Below are 21,026 nucleotides of genomic sequence, written 5' to 3'. Positions count from 1 at the left end.
CCCATGCCCCATACCCCATGCCCCACGCCCTGCTATAAATGTGTTTTAGCTTACTAACAGTCGTGTTCTGCTACGCCAGCCCAACCAACTTTTCGCTCAGATCCCACATGCGCTTGGCTTTGTCATCATCGCTTGCTTCTTTTGAAACCTCTTGAACAAACGACTTGCCATTTTTCTTCTGCCGATTTCCCCAGCTCCAATAAGTACCGGATTGACTATATTCAGGATCAGCAACCACAACCGCAACGCGATCGCCAGCCAACTCCTCAGACACAAACCCCCCAGTGATATACTTCTGGAAAAGTGGGAATATTTTTTGAAACAGGGGATAGTGATTGCGGAACAGAGCCGTTGTTGCAACACATCCCGGATAGAGAGAGCTGAAGGTAATCCCGGTTGATTCGTGATAGCGTCGATGCAATTCACGCATGGTTAGCACATTACAGACTTTGCTATCCTTGTAAGCTTTGACAGGCTCAAACTTCTTGCCATCAATCATTGATATAGGCTGCTTAAATCCAGCTTCAAAGCCTTTAAGATCTCCTAAGTCTGGACGCGGGGGAATTTTTCCACCAAGCTCCTTGGGATTGTGGGTAACGGTTCCCAAAATGACTAGCCTCGGCTTTGAAGTTGATGCGTTTTTCAGATCCTCAAGCATGAGGTTACACAGGAGGAAATGACCGAGGTGGTTTGTCGCAACGCTTAACTCAAATCCCTCTGGGCTTCGCAATGGCTCTTTTATTAAAGGCATATAAATCGCAGCGTTGCACACCAAAGCGTCTAGAGGTCTGCCAATTTCTCTGAAGTTCTTGACAAACTGTCGCACACTTTCTAAGCTAGCAACGTCGAGAAGCATAATTGTGTAGCTGTCATTCGGCATTCCTACGGATTGAGCAGCTTTTTCAGCTTTTGCCAGATCCCGACAGGCCATTACTACATGCCACTGCTCAGTTTGGGCAAGAGCTCTCGCCGCCTGCAAACCTACCCCTGAGGATGCGCCCGTAATCACGACTGTTGACTTCTGATGTTGGTTCATTTCGGATTGAGATACACCGCCAGATCATCATTGTAAGGCCTTGAGGATGCTGTGATACATCTACCAAAAATTAGAAAGGGGATGGGGCATGGGGAATAGAGAGAAGTAATAAAGGTGTACTGAATTTTTTCAAAAATAAAATAAAAAATAATGAAAGAAATAACGCGCCGCCAATTTATCGCAACTGCTACTCTGGCAACGGGTTTTGCCCTAGCAGTGCAACCCATTTCTGCCCATGTCATCACCACCGATATTAAGGAGTTGGTAGCTGGTGCAGTGAAAATTCCCGTCAAAGATGGCGAAATCCCTGCTTACAGAGCAATGCCTGCAAAGGGTAAAAATTTCCCAATTGTCTTAGTGATCCAGGAAATTTTTGGTGTACATGAGCACATTCAGGATATCTGCCGTCGTTTTGCCAAGTTGGGGTATGTGGCGATCGCTCCAGAATTATTTGTACGTCAAGGCGATGTCTCAAAATTAAGCAATATTGATGAAATTCGCCAGGTAGTAGTAGCCAAGGTGCCGGATGCTCAAGTGTTTTCTGATATCGATGCCACAGTCAACTGGGGCGTGAAGTCAGCCAAAGGGAATGCTGATAAGTTGGGGATTACGGGCTTCTGCTGGGGTGGTCGTATTACCTGGCTTTATGCAGCACATAATCCCAAGGTGAAGGCAGGCGTAGCGTGGTACGGGCGACTGGTGGGTGATCAGACCGAACTGACGCCAAAGCATCCCGTCGATATTGCGTCGGCGCTAAAAGTTCCCATTCTGGGACTCTACGGCGGTAAAGATACGGGCATTCCCTTAGATACGGTGCAGCAAATGCGCGATCGCCTTAAGTCTAGTAGTAGCAAGTCTGAAATCATTGTCTACCCTGATGCACCCCACGCTTTTTTTGCCGATTATCGCCCCTCCTACCGCGAAACAGAAGCTAAGGACGGATGGAAACGCCTCCAGGCATGGTTTAAGCTGCATGGCGTTTCATAAAGAAACACACTTACAAGCGAAAAGTGTCGTATTTTTGGTGAATTTACTGTATCCTAGTAAATCCTATGTGATTTTACCCAAAAGGAGACTTTAGAAAAGCTTTGTACTGAACTTATCGACGATGCATAAAAATAAGCCGATGCGCGTCTAGATCAAATATTCTCGCGCTTAGGCTGTCCAAGGTCAAAAGTCAAAAGTCCAAGCTGGCCTTTGACTGTGGACTTTTGACTCTTGACAACCTCAGCGCTAAATATACAAGTTTATTTGCGTAACAGCTTAGTATTGGTTTCTTTAAGAATCAATATTCAGATGCTAATTTTTTTTATGTCCAATATTTAGAACTTTCAACAAATAATATGAAACTGATCAAAAAATCTGAAAAGCTCCTCCTCAATAAAATAAAGATAATGGAGGAAACCGAAGATCAAAATCTTCAAGTTGACATTAATATTCAAGAGCCAACGGCTGAAGAAAAAGAAGAGCTATATTTAGAGAATGAAAGAACTAACTATATTCCATTGATTGATAATCCTGTCGTGCAATCTGTGGGAAATTCAGGATGGCAGGTTTCTGACATTTGGAAAGATGTCAGATTGGATAATTTCTAGTAATATACAGATGTTTTTGAGATATGTATATTTTTATTGACAAATTATTCAGCACATTTCAGTATTTTATTCATCAGGTTGTAAATAATAACATAATTATTAACAACTATTAAGGAATGTATAGCATGGAATAGAGAACACAGAGAAGTTGGATCTGATTATTTGTTGATCTTCAATCACCTTCCACGGAATCACCTGAATCGACTGTGCTATATCCCGGAGTGGAGTGTCAGTGACAAGAAATACCAAATGTGGGTCAAGCTGAAACCCACATTCCGCACTTCAATTAGTAGCATAAACAAACTACCTTTGTGTAGTACATAAATACTATAAAATGGCGATCGCACTGTGCCAGTTGCGTAAGTCCTGGATTATTGGCTGAATAGGAGAGCGATAGAATTGCCCAGAGGCGCAAAACCTTGCGCCTCTCCCTTATGGCCAAAGGACACAAGGCAACCGTTTGTCTATAAACATAGCTATCTTTAAAATTACATACTTATTACGATTACTTATATTTCATTCCTCTATTACCGCCTTGCTGCTAGTTGGAAAATCACTGGAGTGTTGGATTGCTGGGCGGTTTAGTTGTTCCTCGTTATCCTAACCCTTCGCTCTTTTTGCTTTTAGATGAAGGGACATTTTTCTGTGAAGTCGGTAAATCCAGATCATTTTTAGTTAACCAATCTTCAATAAGTTCAGCTGTAACGTCAGACATATTCAATCCCTTGAAAAAGCAAACTGTTTTAAACCTGTCTTTGGTTTCAGGTGACAGGTAAACCCTAATTGAAGCTTCTCCTTGTGCCACACTATACCCCAACTAATGAACCTATTCACTAGTTTATTGGTGCAATGGTTAATAGAGCAAAATTATACATTAGTTGACTAATGCACTAGTACACTGATATGCTATCACCTATGCCTAAAGAAAGACACACAACAAAGGCAATAGACGCCAGAAAGTGTCTGTGTGGGCAATTAAATATCAGATAAGCGAACAAAGCCAAAATTGGCTTTAGTTGGCTGAATTAGACTGAAAACAATACTTATGACAAACATGGAACCAAATTATGGCTCATGATAGCTTTTGGTGATGGCTGGGATGAATGTAACGGTTGAACTAAGCAACACACTGGAAATAGTTACTTTAAATTCATCAAATTTTCTAGGATAGTAGGAGCTTAGGTGTGCTAAAAAACTTCTGGTATGCATGTGAATTCGGCGTAGCTGTTACCAACAAGCCCAAGCAAATTGTGATGTTAAATCAGAGATTTGTTCTCTACCGCAATTCTCAAGGGCAAGTTGTGGTGCTAAAAGACCAGTGTTCTCATCGTGGTGCTGCGTTGTCTATGGGCTGGCTAGAAGACGACTGTATTCGCTGTCCCTATCATGGATGGAAATTTCAAGCTGATGGGCAATGCATTGAAATTCCTTCCAATGGAATTGGAATGCCCATACCTAAAAAAGGTTACATCAACAGTTACCCAGTGCAGGAAAAATATGGTTTTGTCTGGCTGTTTTATGGAGATTTACCAGAAGAAGAACGCCCACCAATTCCTCCCTTGCCAGAATATGAAGACTCGACTATGCATCCTATTTACTTAGAGTATGAGATGAAAGCTAACTACACTAGAGTCATAGAAAACGCTCTTGATCCAGCCCATTTGTATGCAGTTCATGCGAATTCTTTTGGGGCGGGATTTGCACAAGATCCAAGAGTTGAAGACTATATGATTCAAGATGAAAATTGGGGCATTAGTGCCAAAATCACATACAAAAATTACACTAAGCCTAAAAATGGTGTATTTAAATCCTTTTTTCGTCCAGCACGCACACAGTTAAATGCAAAAACTAGTTTCTATCTCCCTAACATAACTAAAATTGAGAGTGACTTTGGTCGTGGCAAAATGATCAATTACGCTATCCACATTCCTGTTGATGACAACACGACCATTAGTAAACGAATTCAGTTTCGCAATTTTTTTACCTACTCTTGGGCAGATAGCTTATTCGTGAAGTTTCACCATAAAGTTGGTTTAGAAGATAGGGTAGTAACCGAGTCACAATACCCCAAATCCATCCCTGATACTTTATTAACAGAAGTCCATGTTCCTGCTGATGCCTTGACCCTTGCTTATCGCAAGCTTCGTCAAAAATATTTGTCTATGGGCTGGGGTTTAAAACTTAATCAGAGCGAATCAAACAACTCTAACCGAGAGCAAACAAGACTTTCTTACGCCTCCTTAATTAAATAGATTTATATCTCATACAGGTCGTTTTTTACAGAGATAGTTTTCGTATAGTTACGGGAGCTTTAACCATATCTTTTGCTTGAGCCTTTATTTTTTTTTCAAAAAATAATATAAAATGAATACTTTGAAAAACTTTTGGTATGCTTGTGAATTTAGTTCAGCCGTTACCAACAAGCCCAAGCAAGTTGTGATGTTAAATCAAAGATTTGTCCTCTACCGTAACTCTCAAGGACAAGTCGTAGCTCTGAAAGATCAGTGTCCTCATCGCGGCGCGGCCTTTTCTCTAGGCTGGATTGAAGACGACTGTATCCGTTGTCCTTATCATGGATGGAAATTTCAAGCTGATGGACAATGTGTTGAAATCCCTTCCAATGCACCCACAATACCTATCCCCAAAAGAGCTAGTGTAGACAGCTATCCAGTGCAGGAAAAATATGGTTTTATCTGGTTGTTTTATGGTGATTTGCCAGAAGAGAAACGGCCTCCCTTGCCCATTTTCCCAGAATACATGGTTTCGACTATGCGTCCTGTTTATGACGAGGGTATAGATAATGCTAATTACGCTCGCCTTATGGAAGCTAATCTAGACTTTACCCATGTCATTGCAGTTCATAGAAAATCTTTTGGTCAAAGAATTCCCATAAATAAAACTATTAAGTATAAAGTCGATAAATACGATTGGGGTGCAGTTGCTAAAGTGAATTATGAATCATTAGGTAGCTCCAAAAGTTTTTTAAACTTTTTACTAGGTGGACGCCCAGAGCTAAAAACAAAATTGAGCTTATTTCTGCCTAATGTTACTCTAGCGGAAATTAGTATAGGTAGAGATAATAGCTTTGATATCAAGTTCGGTATTTTAGTTGCCCATCTTCCTATTGATGACAATACTACTGTTGTTAAACGCGTTTTGTATCGCAACATTTTGCCCTTACCTTGGCTAGACGGTTTTTTTAGAAAGATTGACCACAAACTTGCTCAAGAAGATACGGTAGTCGTTGCAACTTTAGGCTATCAACCAATTCCCAAAATATCAGAAGAACTTCATGTTGCTGCTGATGCTTTAGATATTACCTTTCGTCAGCTTCTCCAAAAAAACTTAACACAATCCTCTAGGTCGAACGTCGATAGTCAGAGCTACCCGATTGCAGAATCTTCGGAACTCGTACTTTGCGGTAAGCAAGCTATAAATGAAGTCATTACCTAACTGAAATCATCTTGTAATTTATTCAAATGAAATTGTGGATACTCTCTAAACTACCAACACGCCAATAAGGAAATATTTATTCTTGGACAGTTCTTAACTCGATAATCAATGACAAAACAAGACTTAATCAATAGTGAGGAGATAAGCATGACCAATGTCCTAGAAAAATCAGTGACACAACAGCCAATAATGCGCGAAGTAGCCGATAAAATTTTCAGACAGATGTTTGAAAATACCTGTCAAGTTCTTGAGGCGGTAGATGGTAAAAAGTTCCTCGAACAGTCTTGGAATCGCGACAAAAACGGTATTTGGAATATTGGCGAAAGTAGTGAGGATGCTGTATATATTGACCGTGCTCTGCACAATGGGAATGTCTTTGAAAAGGTGGGAGTCAATTATGTAGCCATAGAGGGTGAATTGCCTCCTGGAACGTCTTTTCAGCAATCAGGTGCGGTTGCTACAGGAATAGCAGATCGAATGACTAGTGACAAAGGGAGCCGCTTTTTCGCCACAGGTTCTAGCTTTGTTATTCATCCCCACAATCCGATGACACCTACTGCTCATGTCAACTACCGCTATTTCCAGATTAATAATGATACTCAACCTGTTTATTGGTGGTTTGGCGGCGGAGCAGATCTTACACCGGCCTATTTTTTCGAGGAAGATGCAGTTCATTTTCATCAGGTGCATAAAGAGGTTTGCGATCAGCATGATTCCTCCTATTACCCTCGCTTTAAAAAGTGGTGTGACGAATATTTCCACATACCCCATCGTGGTGAAAGTAGAGGTATTGGTGGAATTTTCTTCGACCATCTAAATCAGGGGAATTCACAAGAACTCCTTTCCTTAGTAACGCATTGTGCAGAGGCTTTTATTCCCGCCTATATGCCAATTGTAGAAAGACGCAAGGATATGACCTTTACAGAAGAGAATAAGTATTGGCAACGTCTTGTACGTGGGCGTTATGTGGAATTTATTTTGTCGTGCGATCGCGGTATCCGTTTTGGTCTGGCAAGCGGTATGGTTAAGCAGCAGAGTGTATTTAATTGTATGCCTCCTGCTGCTAGTTGGGAATATGACGACCAACCTGTTCCAGGTAGTCAAGAAGCAATGCTAAGAGAAGTGCTGAAAAATCCTAGAGATTGGTTATAAATTACTCGATACTAATAGTTATTGAGAATTTCTAATCACCTAAAGCAAAGAAAACAGGATAGGCATTGCTAAGATGAGAAAAATAAAATTGGTGGATGTGAGGCAATCAAAAGCTAAGATTGCATTGAAAAATCGCTCTGAAACCTATAAACAGCCTTTACAAGAAACAGCAAAAAACTTTTTTCTTGAAAAAACGAGAGGGCGCAGAGATATCACAAGCAAACTCGAAATAGACATTGCATTATCTTGCCTTAATGTTTGTAGATATATGCTTGTTTGGATAATTTGGTTGTGCTTTTATGCCAGCAGATAAAATTGAGGCTAAAACATTATTTGTTGGTGATGAAGAGTGTTATAAAACAGAGTAATCAGAATGGAAAGTGACTTAATTACAGGCAACCTCCGCATGGAAGATATCATCAACCTTGATGAATCTAAAGCCATGAAATTGTTCAAAAATAGATTCAAAAGATACAAAAAGCTGGTAGAAAAAATAGGAGACGAAGCCGCTTTTGAAAAGATGATGGAAAAATATCCTGAACAACAGAAAGCGTTAATGGGTACTTTCATTGATAACAACACCCTAGCTCAAGGTTTCAAGAAAGCGTCTCCCTTGCTAGGACTGATGGGCTTCGTTATGGAAGTAGTAGATATTTCTCAGAATGGAACAGATGCAGCATTAGAAATTCAAAGGGTTTGTCCAGTTTTATCTATCGCTAAAGAATATGGTTTTGAGCAGCCGTGTCGTGTCTTCTGTGAGATGGAACAAGAAGCAACGAAAAGAGCTTTCCCCGGTATCAAGGCTGTAATTCTTAGTAAACAAGCAGAAGGTGATTGTGTTTGTGTATTTAAGTATGAAAGACCTGCAAACAAAGCTATAGCGTCAACTACACAAATGCAAAGCGTTTTTACTCAATTATTAAACCGTGTTCTCAGTCTAGTAGGACTAGTTCCTAATTTAATAAATATTGGTATCAAGATGCTCAAACTGAGGCGACAAAACTAACTTTCAATGGTGAGTTTTGTCAAGTACAAATTGATGGCGATCGCTAGCCATATTCATTAGTCAATAATTAAACTTTTTGCATGAGTTTTGTTAAATCAAAATTTTCAAGATTGTTTTTATGAAAAGTATTTTCTCAGATTTAAAGCATATTATCGACGGTGAAGTTAGCAATACAAAAGAAGAATTAGAAGCAGTTTCTCAGGATTTTGGTGGTATTGTTCAAAAACAACCTCAAATTGTTGTTCGCCCTCAAAATTCTAATGATGTTTCTAAAGCCATTAAATATGCTGTCGCGCAAGAGTTAACTATTTCGTCACGGGCTGCGGGACATTCTTTAAGTGGTCAATCTTTAAACCAAGATGGAATCCTCTTAGATATGAGGAATCTCAATCAAATTTATGATTTTTGTCCGGATGAACTTTGTTTCACATCTGATGTTGGTGTTACTTGGAAGCAAATTGTTGATACTTCGATACCGCATGGCGTGATTCCTCCTGTTCTGACAAATAACTTTGAGGTTACATTAGGAGGAACTCTCTCTGCTGGCGGTTTAGGTTTGAGTTCTTTTCGCTATGGCTCTCAAGCTGATAATTGTCTGGGTTTAGAAGTTGTAACCGGAACAGGAGATATTGTTTGGTGTACGCCAGAAAAAAATAGCGAGCTTTTCTATCACGTTCTTTGTGGTTATGGTCAGTTTGGTATTATGACCAAGGTACAAAATAAACTCAGAAAATATCGCCCTCTCACTCGCAGCTATTTTCTTTGCTATGACGATTTAAATCTTCTCTTAAATGATGAACATTTTCTAATATCAGAAGGGCTTGTGGATGGATTAGTATCTCTGTTCTCTCCATGCTTATTAGGATTATCTAGGGGAAGTGAAAATAAGATAAAACCCCTAATCCAGTGGTTTTATAGGATGCAAATTACCCTAGAAGTTGATTCTTTAAATGATATAAATGCAGAAAAATTACTATCTAATTTAAGTTTTTATCGTCATATTTACACTGAAGACCTTACTTTTGATAAGTTCATTCAACCAATAGCACAAGTATCTCATCCTACAAATCAGGCTAACTCTTGGATAGACGTTCTTTTGCCAGCATCAAAAGCAAAAGAATATATCGATATTGCTCTACAACGTATACCTTCTTTCATCGACTTTCGGACTATACCTGTAGGCTCCTTTTGTCTACTTTCGCGCAATAATAAAATGCCCATGTTTCCTTTACCCGATGATGATTTGATTGTTGGGTTTGGCATGTATCCCACTGTTCCCAAAGCTCAAGTTAGACCTGTTATAGAGCAATTAAATTTACTCACTAACCTTGCTTTACAAATGGGTGGTAAAAGATATATGGCTACTTGGGTAGAATTTGAGCTTCCACAATGGAGACTCCAATTTGGTGATTATTGGTCTAAAGTCAATGAAATCAAGAGCAAATATGACCCGCATGGGATACTTAACCCTGGTTTTTTTAAATATGAACAGGTTGCACAGACAAATGTGAATCGTGCTTATATTGAATCCCATTAAATATTAGATTTTTTATCTTGCTCACGCGCAGACAAGAAGGTGAGGAGTATAAGTCATTGGAGGAATATGTTGCAAGATTCTGAGGAAATTAGTAAACGGTCTTTATTTCCACCAAATTTTCATTGGTTAGTCATTTTGGGTATTGCTTGTATGGTGGGGATAGGTGTAGGAGTATTATATTTAGCTCGTCTATCAGCCGCGGCGAAACATCCAGCAGTCACTTCACAACTTAGCCAGCCAGTTGCGCCAAAAGTTAATGCACTGGGAAGATTGGAGCCAGCAGGTGATGTGATTAAGATTTCTGCTCCTACTAATCCCAGCTTTGGTAGTGGTAGCCGTGTGGCTGAACTGTTAGTTGATGAAGGCAAAAAGGTAAGATCGCAACAAATCATTGCTATTTTGGATAATCGCGATCGCCTGCAAGCTAACTTGGTAGAATCTCAAAAGCAAGTTCAAGTTGCCCAATTTCGTCTTGCTCAGGTAAAAGCAGGGGCAAAACAAGGTGAACTAGCAGCCATACAAGCGACTGTGAGAAATCTTCAAGCTCAATTAGATGGTGAAATCCAAACCCAGCAAGCCACCATCGCTCGCCTGGAAGCAGAGTGGCAGAATGCAGAGATAGAATTTCGCCGTAATCAAACGCTGTACAATGAGGGAGCGATCGCAGCATCAGCGCTAGATAGTCGCAGATTGGCTCTAACAACCGCCCAAGAGCAATTAAATAGTGCCAAAGCCGGCTTAGAACGAATTAAACGCACACTCACTGCACAGATTCAAGAAGCCAAAGCTACCTTAAACAAAACAGCAGAAGTGCGCCCTACAGATGTCGCAACCGCACAAGCAGAGATAGACAGCGCGGTTGCTACAGTTGAGAAGATTCGCACCGAACTCGAATTGGCATACATCCGCGCACCCAAAGCCGGTCAAATTCTGCGGATTCAAGCTCATCCCGGAGAAACAATAGGTAATGAGGGAATTGTGGAACTTGGTCAAACTGACCAAATGTACGTCGTAGCAGAGATCTACGAAAGTGATATTGCTAAGATTCGCCTAGGTCAAACTGCCAGTATTACCAGTCCTAGCAATGCCTTTTCCGGCCAGTTAAGAGGTACAGTTGATCGGCTTGGTCTAACAGTAGCTAAGAAAGATGTACTGGATAGCGATCCTACAGCAGCAACAGATGCCAGAGTAATTGAGGTCAAAATTCGTTTGAACGAAGCCGCTAGTAAACAACTGACTCGCTTTACAAACCTTCAGGTCAATGTCGAGATTGATTTATGAAGGAGTTAAGAGAATGTTTGAAAAGTATTAGGCGAATAGAATTCGCTACTACACAAACAAAGTCCACCTTCGTGGACTAACAAAAAATTAAAGCCAGTGCGTTGGGCAGCTTCGCCGACTTGTTCGCGCAGCGGCGACCACAGGAGAAGCACCTGGTACGCGACTTCTAGTCGCCAGGGCTAGTAATAACATGACTTACGCAACTGGCATATTATTTTAAGTTCGTAGTAAGGACTTTAGTCCTCACTACAAACAAAAAATTGAGATTTTTGTGACACTTGCGTAAGTCCTGAATAAATTAGACTTTTGAAACAACATCTAAGAGTTTCTTCCCCATTTGTGATTATTATGTTTAAACGCAATATTCCATTGGCTTGGCTACAACTAATGAAGCAAAAGGGACGTTTTATTGTTGCTCTTTGTGGAATTACTTTTGCTAACTTTCTCATATTGATGCAGTTAGGCTTTCAGTCGGCTTTATATGACAGCAATACCCGCTTTCATGTACTCCTGCAAACAGATTTAGTAGTAATTAGTCGCCAAGCTCAGAATCTGGGACTTCTCAGTTCTTTCCCTCGGCGTCGTTTGTTTCAAGCTGCTAATTTGTCAGAGGTTGAGTCATTCAATCCCCTTTATGTCCGCTTAGGAGTTTGGAAAAGTCTCGAAACTAAGCTTGATGAATCAATTCTGATTATAGGCTTCAACCCAGAAAAACCTGCATTCAACTTATCGGGAGTTAATGAAAGTTTGGATCTTATTAAGTATCCAGATACGTTGTTATTTGATCGTAATGCTAACGGTAAATATCAAACTGCGATCGCTCAAATAGCTGAAGGAAAACTTGTAATAACAGAACTGCAAGGACGTAAAGTTACAATTCGTGGATTGTATGAGGTTGGTGCATCCTTTGTTGCCAATGCAAGTGTGATTACTAGTGACCAAAACTTCTTGCGAATCTTTTCAACACAGCAAGCTGGTAAAGTTAATCTTGGGCTAATTAAGCTCAAACCTGGTAGTGATAGCAATGCAGTAGTTAAAGCGTTGCAGTCTTACCTCCCCGATGATGTAAAAGTTCTCACCCGCCAAGAATTTATTGATTTTGAAAAGAAATATTGGCAAGAAAATGGCGCGATCGGTTTTATTTTCTCTCTGGGTGTCACAATCGGATTTATAGTTGGTGTGATTATTGTTTATCAAATTATTTACAGTGATGTTATGGATCACATTGCCGAATACGCCACACTCAAAGCAATGGGGTTTCGCAATATCTACTTATTGTCTGTTGTATTTCAACAAGCATTGATATTAGCTGTACTCGGTTATATTCCTGGTTGTTTGATTTCTTTTGGAATGTATGAGTTGACGCGGAATGCGACAAAGCTACCGCTATTTATGACTTATGAGCGCGTAATTCAAGTTTTAATACTGACGATTATTATGTGTTTAATTTCTGGGGCGATCGCAATGCGTAAATTGGACTCAGCAGACCCGGCAGATATTTTCTAAAATTTGCCATTTACTATTAAAAATGACTAAGACATTCATCACGAGTAATTAATCTCTTTATGACTAGTAAATCCGTCATTTTTATATACCTGAGTATTCAGATATTTAAATCAGGTGTAAACTGACCATGTTTCTAAAAAACGTATTCATTGCTACTATAGCGATTCTCATTTGAATGAGGTACACGGGTAGGGGCACTTTTGCCCATGAAAGAAGTAGATGTAGAGACGTTGCATTGCAACGTCTCCACTCCACGGGAACAACGTCTCCACCAAAAGATTTGTTGCAATCATTAAATTGAATCGGCATAACATTAGTTTTGCCCACTACCTTGTATATCTAGTTCGCCATCAACGTTGATAACAAACGTAAATTCAATAGAGATATTATTCCCTCTATAAGTTGTGGGTAAAGGTATAAAGGGTGCAGCTCGCTTGACAGCACTAACCGCCGCTTCATCGGTAACGCTAAATCCAGAAGTTCGGGCGATCTGGAGATTACTCAGCTGACCTGAACGGCTAACAGTGAAGTGAAGCACTGACCGCCGGGAAGATTGCGTAAGTTCAGGTATCCATTGCTGCCTTACTTGTCGCTGTAATTCTTTGAGGTAAGGGCCTAAGTTTGTATCTTGACGGGCATCAATGCCATTAAAATCTGGATTGAAGCGATTGGAATTAGATGAGGCTGCAAAATAATTACCACCAAAATCACGACTAGATACACTAACCGGGCCACCCAAGCGGCTTGCTGCACCCGATTTTTGAGCAGGCTTAACTTGAGATGGTTTTTGCGGGGTAGCGCTAGTTTCTAACTGCTCAGGTGCGGGATTTGCTACAGGTGGCGTGGTCGGAGCAACCGCAAGTTTTTGAGGTTGAAGTTTTGGTTGTGTCCTCGCAGGAGTAATCACAGGTGGTGTGGTCGGAGCAACCGCAAGTTTTTGAGGTTGAAGTTTTGCTGGTGTCGCAGGAGTAATCACAGGTGGCGTGGTAGGAGCAACCGCAAGTTTGCGAGATTCAAGTTTTGGCTGTGTTCTCGCAGGAGTAACCAATGGTGGCGTGGTAGGAGTAACCGCAAGTTTTTGAGGTTGAAGTTTTGGTTGTGTCCTTGCAGGAGTAACTACTGGTGGTGTGGTCGGAGTAACCGCAAGTTTGCGAGATTCAAGTTTTGGCTGTATCCTCGCAGGAGTAATCACAGGTGGCGTGGTAGGAGCAACCGCAAGTTTTTGAGGTTGAAGTTTTGCTGGTGTCCTTGCAGGAGTAACTACTGGTGGTGTGGATTGCAGTTTTTGAGAATATCGATTTGGTGATACTGCTGTGGAGCCTGTCAATTTTGGTGAGGATGACTTTGTTGGTTTGGGAGCACTGAAGTTATTAGGTTTTGAAACTTCCCCTTTTCCAACAGAATTATTAGCAGCCCGTTTTGAGGTTTCTTTCGGCGTTTTAGTTTTATCAGGAGGAACTTCAACGTACTCAATGGGAATTGCTTGAGAAAACGCTTGCCTTTGCTCAGATGCAACAGATTTCAGCCAATAATTGGCTGCAATAAACAGAATAAAATGCAGGAGGATGGAAGTGCCCAGACCAAACAGCAGTTCTGTTGGTTTATCTTTCCTATCAAGCTGGAATTTATGAGACTTAGCCATGTTATTGTGCTTTCTTGACAGCAAGTCTATCTATATAGTGTAGGTGGTAAAAAGCAAGTATAATGAGGCTGGCGATCGCCTCAAATCTTTGGGCAAAATCTCAAATCCAAAATGGTATAAGCTGGGTAATCAATCAGAATTAGCTGATTCTGATGTTTGTGTCAAATGTGCTGCATGACGCCGCCAACGGGTAAAGCCATAGACACCAGCAGCTAAAATCAATATATAAGGACTGTACACCATTAACCAAATACCCAATTTCAGTAAGCGAACTGTAAACACACTTAAGGAGTAGGTGGAGTTGTTCCAAGTTTCCTGAATTTGCTCGCCTAATGCACGCTGTGGACTAGTGCTAGAAGTTGCTGCTTCTAGGTTCAGAGTAATAGTTGAATAAGCAACTTGATTTTGTAAGTTTTTCAGTTGGGCATCAATTTGCTCTATGGATTGCCGAACATTACTAAGTTCCTGGGCAACACTTAGCACATCTTTTATAGAACCAGATCGATCCATAATTTTTTGCAAATTGGCTTCAGTTTTTTGCAGGTTAGTTAATCTGGCTTGTAAATCTACTAAGCGATCGCCTACATCTTCGGCAGTGATATTACGACTTTTTAATGTGCCTAATTTAGCCAATTCATCTAGAGATGGTTCTAATAGGTTCTGGGGTACTCGTATCTGTATTAATGCAGTGTGTCGCGTGCTTTCCTTTGTTGGCTGTTGTTCTTTTAACCCGATTAAATCCCCTTGTTGCTTATTAATAATTTGCGAGACAGCATCGATACTCTGATCTACAGAGTTCACAATCACAGTCATTGCTGCCTTTTTAATCAGTTGGGGAAGCGCACGAGGTATCGGTACTTCGGTCTTTTGAGCGAGATTTTTAGCACTTGGTGCAGCTTGGTCGGCTACAATTCCAGATGATACCTGATTTGACAGTTGAGGAGCAGAAGCACAACTGGTGAAAATTAACCCTCCCAGTAGCGCACTCACCAATAAAGCTGATTTGCCTGGTAATTGAGTTGAGGCGTGCATAATCTACCCATAGATGGATGAAGTTAACCTAAGTATCGCCGACGGAAAACTTAAAGCTGGTATTGTTGCAATTTATGTAACCAATATCAAGTAGAGACGTTGCAATGCAACGTCTCTATAGATTGCAATGCAATGTCTTTAATTATTTCATTACCCTGGTTGCGTTAAAAATTGCTAGCAAAGCTACGCCAACATCGGCAAAAACAGCTTCCCACATTGTCGCCACACCTAAAATACCCAACCCAATAAATACACCTTTGATTGCTAAAGCAAAACCAATATTTTGCCAAACAATTTTACGCGTTTTTCTCGCAATTTGTATTGCTTGGGCCACTTTTGACGGTGCATCAGTCATGATTACAATATCAGCAGTTTCTATTGCCGCATCTGAGCCTAAGCCGCCCATTGCCATACCAACATCGGCTCTAGCAATTACTGGCGCATCATTAATGCCATCTCCAATAAAGGCAACTTTACCATGCTTTCCGGCTGTGCTGAGTATCTTCTCAATAGCGCTGACTTTTTCTTCTGGTAATAACTCTGCTTGATAGGAATCTATGCCAATCTGTTGAGCAATCCGGGAGGCGATCGCTTGATTATCTCCTGTTAACATTACTGTTTTTTCTACACCCATTTGCTTGAGTGCTTGAATAGCTTGTCTAGCATCTTCCTTCAACTCATCAGCAATCACAATATATCCAGCGTAAATATGATCAACTGCTAAATGAACGACTGTTCCTTCTATCTGGTAGTTATCATGAGCAATATTCTCTCTGTGTAATAAGCGATCGCTTCCCGCTATAACTACCTGATTCTCTACCTTAGCTCTAATTCCATAACCTGCAATCTCCTCATAATCTCTCACTTCAAATGCATCTATTTTTTTTCCATAAGCATCACGAATAGATTGAGCAATGGGGTGATTTGATTGTGACTCGACTTTGGCAGCTAATTGTAGCAAACCTTGCTTAGTAAAACCATTGATTGGCGCAATTTCTACTACTTTAAATACACCTTTGGTCAATGTTCCAGTTTTATCAAAAACTACTGTTTTTACTGTACTTAAAGCATCCAAAAAAGTAGAGCCTTTGACAAAAATACCGCGTTTAGCTGCACCTCCAATACCCCCAAAGTAACCCAACGGGATACTGATCACTAATCCACATGGGCAGGAAATAACTAATAGGATCAGGGCACGATAAACCCATTCTGAAGAAGTTGCCCCAGGAATGAATAAAGGAGGTAGAATTGCAACTGCTAAAGATGCAAAAACTACTATTGGCGTGTAATATCGAGCAAACTTAGTAATAAACTTCTCTGTTTCTGCTTTTTTGCTTCTAGCATTTTGCACTAAATCTAAAATCTTGGCAATGGAAGACTCGTCAAAAAGTTTTGTGACTTTAATTGTCAAAACACCCATTTTGTTGAGCATTCCAGCCAACACGGGTTCTCCCAGCCTCACTGTCCGTGGTACAGATTCTCCAGTTAATGCAGATGTATCAACTTGTGACTTACCTTCTATAATTTCACCATCTAAGGGAATCTTTTCCCCTGGCTTTACAATGATAATGTCCCCAATATTGACTGTTTCTGGTGATACTTTCTTTAGCTCTCCCTCTATCTGGATATTGGCATAATTTGGGCGTACTTCTAAAAGTGCTTTGATGGAATTACGAGAACGATTGACGGCAATATCTTGAAATAATTCGCCGATTTTGTAAAATAACATTACTCCGACAGCTTCGGGTAATTTATGAATTGCGATCGCCCCTAATGTAGCTACAGTCATCAAAAATGTTTCATCAAATACTCTGCCTCGAAGTATATTGCGTCCAGCAGTTTTTAAAACACTCCATCCACTCAGGAGATAAGCAGGGATGAAAAGCAAATATTCACCTATAGAATAGAGTGTATTGTGTAACTGGCTTTCAAAAATTACACCAGGTAAATACAAACTTAAAATTAAAACTATAGGAATTATTTCATTTTTCAGATTGAATTCTCCGCTATGGTCGTGATTATGATCATGGTTATGATTCTCATGGTGATCATGTTCACATCCGCAACAATTGGAAGATTCTGAATGTGATTTTAATTTCATTTTTGTTGAAGACAGTAGTTTATTTGATATATGAGCTTCGGTTCAAATGTAATATAAAAAATAAGTTTTTACAAGTCTATTTTAATAACGATAATCTCTATCACTGAAAAATCAAATTTAGATTCATTGTTTATTTAACAACTGATTTTTAGTAAAAATGCAGATTTAGTCACTTGCAACTGTAGCGATATTTGTCAGTTTTTTATAGAATTATGAGTAAATTATGAAAACTCTATAGTTAAACAAATGCCTTTTCCAAAAAATACGGATAGGAAGCCCAGCTTACCTGAAGTCCATCGTAGTATTAGGGTTCCTGACACCAAAAGCATCTGGCGTAAGATGCTGGCTTATGCAGGGCCAGGATATCTTGTATCAGTGGGATACATGGATCCTGGTAACTGGGCAACTGATTTGGCTGGAGGTGCTCAATTCGGTTATGCACTGCTAACGGTGATTATGCTTTCCAACTTGATGGCGATTTTAATGCAATCGCTGTGTGTGCGGTTGGGGGTGGCCACAGGGCGAGATTTAGCACAAGCTTGTCGAGACTACTTCAGTCCACGTGTAAACTTCGGGTTATGGCTACTGTGTGAGATAGCGATCGCAGCTTGTGATTTAGCAGAAGTTCTAGGAAGTGCGATCGCACTGCAACTGCTTTTTGGTATTCCCCTGAGTTGGGGTGTGTGCATCACGGCGCTAGATGTAATTATGTTGCTAATGTTACAAAATAAAGGCTTTCGCTATACAGAAGCTTTGGTAATTATGTTAGTAGCAACTGTGGGTATTTGCTTTGGAGCAGAAATCATTTTTTCGCGTCCTGATATGGGTGGAGTTTTATTAGGTTATGTTCCCAAAATAGAAATTATACAAAACCCAGAAATGCTTTACATTGCTATTGGCATTTTAGGTGCAACGGTAATGCCACACAACTTATATTTGCACTCATCAATCGTGCAGACAAGAGATTGGCAACCAACATCAGAAAAAAAATGGGAAGCCATTAAATTCTGTACAATTGATTCCACAGTTGCTTTATGTTTCGCATTATTCATCAACTCAGCAATTTTGATTGTTGCTGCTGCCACTTTTCATTTTTCTGGCTATCAAAATGTAGCAGAAATTCAAGATGCTTATAAATTGCTCTCTCCTTTATTGGGTGTCAATGCTGCTAGCGCCATTTTTGGATTGGCATTACTTGCTTCGGGACAAAGTTCAACTCTCACCGCAACCTTAGCAGGGCAAATTGTCATGGAAGGCTTTTTAAATCTGCGTCTCAAACCTTGGTTACGTAGATTAGTAACTAGGCTAATTGCGATTGTCCCAGCATTAATTTCAATTATATTGTTGGGAGAAAAAAGTACAGGTGGCTTATTAATTTTCAGTCAAGTGATATTGAGTTTACAGTTATCGTTTGCCGTAGTGCCGTTGGTGATATTTACAAGTGATCGCCGTTTAATGGGCGAGTTTGTTAATCCTTTATGGTTGAAGATTTTATCTTGGTTAGTCGCGATCGCGATCGCCAGTTTAAATGCTTGGCTATTATTGCAAACTATTTTCGGCTGGCTGTCTGTAAGTTCATAGTTAGAATGATCATAATGCTGCAAGTTTGAAGAGGTTAAGTTATGAACCATATCAAGCGAACAATCGCCATCATGGGAATAACAAGCGTACTGGGTGGGATACCTGCTGTTGTTTATGCACAAGCACCACAAACGCGCATCAATCAGATGAATTTTCAAGAATACTATAACCAGGGTGTGCAAAAGCTTGAACAAGGTAACTTTAACGGAGCGATCGCAGATTTTAACCAAGTAGTACAACTTAATCCTCAATTTTACGAGGGTTTCTGCCTCCGAGGTCTAGCTAAATCTCAAATAGGAGACTTTCAAGCAGCGATTGCAGACTTTAACCAAGCACTGCAACTAAATCCCAACCATGCGGATGCATATAACAGTCGTGGAACTGTTCATGCAGAACTGGGAAATATCCCGAAAGCGATCGCAGATTTTAACCAGACAATAAAAATTGATCCAAAGTTTACAGATGGCTACTATAACCGGGGACTTGCCTATTTTAAACAGAGAAATTCACAAGCAGCTATCAAAGACTTTAACCAGGCAATAAGCATCAATCCCAATCTAGCTGATGCTTACGGAAGCCGAGGAATGGCCCAATATGCTTTGGGAGATAGTAAAAGCGCTGTTGCGGATCTTCAGCAAGCTGCAACCCTCTTTCGTCAGCAAGGCAATATCCAAAGTTATCAACAAACACAAACTCTCATTCAGCAGGTTCAGCAGTAGTTAGTTTTGCGACGCAAAATTTCGCCTAGTTTACTTTACTTTGGGCTTAACCGATAAATATTGACACAAGTCCTCCTGCAACAGCTTTAGTAGTAAGCAATTCAAAATGGTCACATTTGTCTTTAACAAGTTTATTTAGATGGGCAAGCTTTAACAAGTTCCGCGGGTTTAAGTCCCCCGGTTCTGTAATCGGTAAGTTTTGTGTTGGGGTTAAATCCCCATTACAAAACGTAATTGCGAATTGCGAATTGGTTTAATCATCCTAATTTGTGATCAAGCTGGGCAGATATGGAACTTTATTGAGTAGCAAGTGTCAAGCTAGCTATTCTTAGGAAAAATTCACTTGAACTTTGAAAGTGAATCGAATACCTTAAGCTAGTAGGCAATTTTCTCAAGGAAACCGATGAACAGAAAATTAGTACTTAATTTGTTTTCCACTTCCTCAATTTTTGTATCGCTGATGTCTACATTGGCAATATTTAATCCTGCCCACGCTAGTATTACTCAGCGATTAATGCATACACAAGACGGTCGTACCTGTATCACTAATCCACATGGTGGAACAGATTTTGTCTGCATTCGAGATTCAGAGAGAAAGCAAGCGTATTCCTCTACACGTTCCTCAACCATTACCACGTCAGTATCAGATGAAAATGTTGCTATGTTAAACTTTACTGAAGAGGAAAGCGATGCTGCAATTAAGTTGTTTAAATGTGACTGTCCATACTGTATAAATTCCTTGCGTCAGTTGCGTGGTACAGGAAACTTAGTGTACTAAAATTTGTTAGCCCTTGTGGCGGACATAACTTCTCCTAGATAGACGTGATTAATCACGTATCTAAGTATAAAAAACCAAAAAAAGCATTTTTATTTTTAACCACGTACCAATAGTATTATTTTGTCAAACGTAAATTGATTATTGGGAGGTTTGTAGTAGCACTACTGCAAGCATACGTGTCAACTTAAAAATCGCAAATTTTGACGTTATCTTGTTCCTAGGCTGTTATGCAAATAAACTTGTATATTTCGCACTGAGGTTGTCAAGAGTCGAAAGTCCATAGTCAAAGGCTAGCTTGGACTTTTGACTCTTGATCTGGGACAGCCTAAGCGCGAGAATATCCCCATTCCCAGTAAACCACAAACTTTTCAAAATCAACGTAAAAACAAGGGTTTCAGCCATTGTGGATCTGGAGTATTCACCATTGCTTTTAGAGGGATCAAGCGATCGCTCGCTTGAAGGTAGCTAGGGGTATCGTCTGAAATTCTCAATTTAACGTTGTTTTGTGAGTTCTGTGAGATCCCTGGTTTTAGCTGAAATGTCCAGGTGGTAACACTTCTAAAAAACTTTTTGGTTTACTGATTCCCCATTCCCCATTCCCCATTCC

General features: G+C 40.2%; 19 protein-coding genes. 14 read left to right on the top strand and 5 right to left on the bottom strand.

The window, feature by feature from the left end:
- Window positions 1–70 precede the first annotated feature (70 nt).
- A complete protein-coding gene (locus tag IQ246_RS20145; RefSeq protein ID WP_194005115.1) occupies window positions 71–1,036 on the bottom strand; it encodes a protochlorophyllide reductase in 966 nt (321 codons plus the stop codon).
- A gap of 150 nt (window positions 1,037–1,186) precedes the next feature.
- On the opposite strand from IQ246_RS20145, the gene IQ246_RS20140 reads away from it, so the two are divergent.
- Together IQ246_RS20140 and IQ246_RS20135 are read left to right on the top strand one after the other, a co-directional pair.
- On the top strand, window positions 1,187–2,023 hold the full coding sequence (locus IQ246_RS20140; protein WP_194005114.1) for a dienelactone hydrolase family protein: 837 nt from the start codon (window positions 1,187–1,189) through the stop codon (window positions 2,021–2,023).
- Between the two features lie 356 nt (window positions 2,024–2,379).
- Window positions 2,380–2,631: a hypothetical protein gene (locus IQ246_RS20135; RefSeq protein WP_194005113.1), complete on the top strand. Its 252-nt coding sequence runs from the start codon at window positions 2,380–2,382 to the stop codon at window positions 2,629–2,631.
- Between the two features lie 595 nt (window positions 2,632–3,226).
- On the opposite strand, the gene IQ246_RS20130 is transcribed toward IQ246_RS20135, so the two are convergent.
- Window positions 3,227–3,436: a plasmid partition protein ParG gene (locus IQ246_RS20130; RefSeq protein WP_194005112.1), complete on the bottom strand. Its 210-nt coding sequence runs from the start codon at window positions 3,434–3,436 to the stop codon at window positions 3,227–3,229.
- Window positions 3,437–3,815: 379 nt separating this feature from the next.
- Between IQ246_RS20130 and IQ246_RS31325 the strand changes: the two genes are divergently transcribed.
- The 8 genes from IQ246_RS31325 (at window position 3,816) to devC (ending at window position 12,566) form a co-directional block, all read left to right on the top strand.
- Window positions 3,816–4,883, top strand: a complete 1,068-nt coding sequence (locus IQ246_RS31325) for an aromatic ring-hydroxylating dioxygenase subunit alpha (protein ID WP_194005111.1) — start codon at window positions 3,816–3,818, stop codon at window positions 4,881–4,883.
- Between the two features lie 112 nt (window positions 4,884–4,995).
- Window positions 4,996–6,084: an aromatic ring-hydroxylating dioxygenase subunit alpha gene (locus IQ246_RS20120; RefSeq protein WP_194005110.1), complete on the top strand. Its 1,089-nt coding sequence runs from the start codon at window positions 4,996–4,998 to the stop codon at window positions 6,082–6,084.
- Window positions 6,085–6,231: 147 nt separating this feature from the next.
- Window positions 6,232–7,236 carry an oxygen-dependent coproporphyrinogen oxidase gene (hemF, locus tag IQ246_RS20115; protein WP_194005109.1) on the top strand — a complete coding sequence of 335 codons (1,005 nt, stop codon included), beginning with the start codon at window positions 6,232–6,234 and terminating at the stop codon, window positions 7,234–7,236.
- A gap of 73 nt (window positions 7,237–7,309) precedes the next feature.
- A complete protein-coding gene (locus IQ246_RS20110; RefSeq protein WP_194005108.1) occupies window positions 7,310–7,549 on the top strand; it encodes a hypothetical protein in 240 nt (79 codons plus the stop codon).
- Window positions 7,550–7,609: 60 nt separating this feature from the next.
- Entirely contained in the window at window positions 7,610–8,242 is a 633-nt protein-coding gene (locus tag IQ246_RS20105) for an L-2-amino-thiazoline-4-carboxylic acid hydrolase (RefSeq protein WP_194005107.1), read from the top strand.
- A gap of 118 nt (window positions 8,243–8,360) precedes the next feature.
- The gene (locus IQ246_RS20100) at window positions 8,361–9,779 is read left to right on the top strand and encodes an FAD-binding protein (RefSeq protein WP_194005106.1); all 1,419 of its coding nucleotides are present in this window, start codon (window positions 8,361–8,363) and stop codon (window positions 9,777–9,779) included.
- Window positions 9,780–9,845: 66 nt separating this feature from the next.
- A complete protein-coding gene (locus tag IQ246_RS20095) occupies window positions 9,846–11,060 on the top strand; it encodes an ABC exporter membrane fusion protein (RefSeq protein WP_194005105.1) in 1,215 nt (404 codons plus the stop codon).
- Window positions 11,061–11,408: 348 nt separating this feature from the next.
- The gene (gene devC / locus IQ246_RS20090; protein WP_194005104.1) at window positions 11,409–12,566 is read left to right on the top strand and encodes an ABC transporter permease DevC; all 1,158 of its coding nucleotides are present in this window, start codon (window positions 11,409–11,411) and stop codon (window positions 12,564–12,566) included.
- A 313-nt stretch (window positions 12,567–12,879) separates the two neighbouring features.
- Here the strand turns inward: devC and IQ246_RS20085 are convergent, their stop codons facing one another.
- The 3 genes from IQ246_RS20085 to IQ246_RS20075 all read right to left on the bottom strand — a co-directional run bounded on the left by IQ246_RS20085 (window position 12,880) and on the right by IQ246_RS20075 (window position 17,341).
- Window positions 12,880–14,208: a TonB family protein gene (locus tag IQ246_RS20085; RefSeq protein WP_194005103.1), complete on the bottom strand. Its 1,329-nt coding sequence runs from the start codon at window positions 14,206–14,208 to the stop codon at window positions 12,880–12,882.
- Between the two features lie 129 nt (window positions 14,209–14,337).
- Entirely contained in the window at window positions 14,338–15,240 is a 903-nt protein-coding gene (locus IQ246_RS20080; protein WP_194005102.1) for a DUF4349 domain-containing protein, read from the bottom strand.
- A 142-nt stretch (window positions 15,241–15,382) separates the two neighbouring features.
- Window positions 15,383–17,341 (bottom strand): heavy metal translocating P-type ATPase, encoded by a 1,959-nt coding sequence (locus IQ246_RS20075; RefSeq protein WP_194005101.1) that lies wholly within the window; start codon window positions 17,339–17,341, stop codon window positions 15,383–15,385.
- A 246-nt stretch (window positions 17,342–17,587) separates the two neighbouring features.
- Between IQ246_RS20075 and IQ246_RS20070 the strand changes: the two genes are divergently transcribed.
- The 4 genes from IQ246_RS20070 (at window position 17,588) to IQ246_RS20055 (ending at window position 20,878) form a co-directional block, all read left to right on the top strand.
- A complete protein-coding gene (locus IQ246_RS20070; protein WP_194005100.1) occupies window positions 17,588–18,922 on the top strand; it encodes an Nramp family divalent metal transporter in 1,335 nt (444 codons plus the stop codon).
- 41 nt (window positions 18,923–18,963) lie between these two features.
- Complete coding sequence (locus IQ246_RS20065; protein ID WP_194005099.1) at window positions 18,964–19,641, top strand: tetratricopeptide repeat protein; 678 nt, start codon at window positions 18,964–18,966, stop codon at window positions 19,639–19,641.
- 403 nt (window positions 19,642–20,044) lie between these two features.
- Entirely contained in the window at window positions 20,045–20,419 is a 375-nt protein-coding gene (locus IQ246_RS20060) for a hypothetical protein (protein WP_194005098.1), read from the top strand.
- Between the two features lie 303 nt (window positions 20,420–20,722).
- Window positions 20,723–20,878 (top strand): hypothetical protein, encoded by a 156-nt coding sequence (locus tag IQ246_RS20055; protein WP_194005097.1) that lies wholly within the window; start codon window positions 20,723–20,725, stop codon window positions 20,876–20,878.
- Window positions 20,879–21,026: the final 148 nt, after the last annotated feature.

This window comes from aff. Roholtiella sp. LEGE 12411 (assembly GCF_015206995.1).
Classification (GTDB): Bacteria; Cyanobacteriota; Cyanobacteriia; order Cyanobacteriales; family Nostocaceae; genus Komarekiella.
The sequence above is the reverse complement of the archived record's forward strand: the minus strand, read 5'-3'. Positions and strand labels throughout refer to the sequence as shown.

What these genes read in the sequence shown, in the direction of transcription:
- IQ246_RS20145 (WP_194005115.1), bottom strand. Translation starts at nt 1,036, where the DNA reads ATGAACCAACATCAGAAGTCAACAGTCGTGATTACGGGCGCATCCTCA.
- IQ246_RS20140 (WP_194005114.1), top strand. Translation starts at nt 1,187, where the DNA reads ATGAAAGAAATAACGCGCCGCCAATTTATCGCAACTGCTACTCTGGCA.
- IQ246_RS20135 (WP_194005113.1), top strand. Translation starts at nt 2,380, where the DNA reads ATGAAACTGATCAAAAAATCTGAAAAGCTCCTCCTCAATAAAATAAAG.
- IQ246_RS20120 (WP_194005110.1), top strand. Translation starts at nt 4,996, where the DNA reads ATGAATACTTTGAAAAACTTTTGGTATGCTTGTGAATTTAGTTCAGCC.
- hemF (WP_194005109.1), top strand. Translation starts at nt 6,232, where the DNA reads ATGACCAATGTCCTAGAAAAATCAGTGACACAACAGCCAATAATGCGC.
- IQ246_RS20110 (WP_194005108.1), top strand. Translation starts at nt 7,310, where the DNA reads ATGAGAAAAATAAAATTGGTGGATGTGAGGCAATCAAAAGCTAAGATT.
- IQ246_RS20105 (WP_194005107.1), top strand. Translation starts at nt 7,610, where the DNA reads ATGGAAAGTGACTTAATTACAGGCAACCTCCGCATGGAAGATATCATC.
- IQ246_RS20100 (WP_194005106.1), top strand. Translation starts at nt 8,361, where the DNA reads ATGAAAAGTATTTTCTCAGATTTAAAGCATATTATCGACGGTGAAGTT.
- IQ246_RS20095 (WP_194005105.1), top strand. Translation starts at nt 9,846, where the DNA reads ATGTTGCAAGATTCTGAGGAAATTAGTAAACGGTCTTTATTTCCACCA.
- devC (WP_194005104.1), top strand. Translation starts at nt 11,409, where the DNA reads ATGTTTAAACGCAATATTCCATTGGCTTGGCTACAACTAATGAAGCAA.
- IQ246_RS20085 (WP_194005103.1), bottom strand. Translation starts at nt 14,208, where the DNA reads ATGGCTAAGTCTCATAAATTCCAGCTTGATAGGAAAGATAAACCAACA.
- IQ246_RS20080 (WP_194005102.1), bottom strand. Translation starts at nt 15,240, where the DNA reads ATGCACGCCTCAACTCAATTACCAGGCAAATCAGCTTTATTGGTGAGT.
- IQ246_RS20075 (WP_194005101.1), bottom strand. Translation starts at nt 17,341, where the DNA reads ATGAAATTAAAATCACATTCAGAATCTTCCAATTGTTGCGGATGTGAA.
- IQ246_RS20070 (WP_194005100.1), top strand. Translation starts at nt 17,588, where the DNA reads ATGCCTTTTCCAAAAAATACGGATAGGAAGCCCAGCTTACCTGAAGTC.
- IQ246_RS20065 (WP_194005099.1), top strand. Translation starts at nt 18,964, where the DNA reads ATGAACCATATCAAGCGAACAATCGCCATCATGGGAATAACAAGCGTA.
- IQ246_RS20060 (WP_194005098.1), top strand. Translation starts at nt 20,045, where the DNA reads ATGAACAGAAAATTAGTACTTAATTTGTTTTCCACTTCCTCAATTTTT.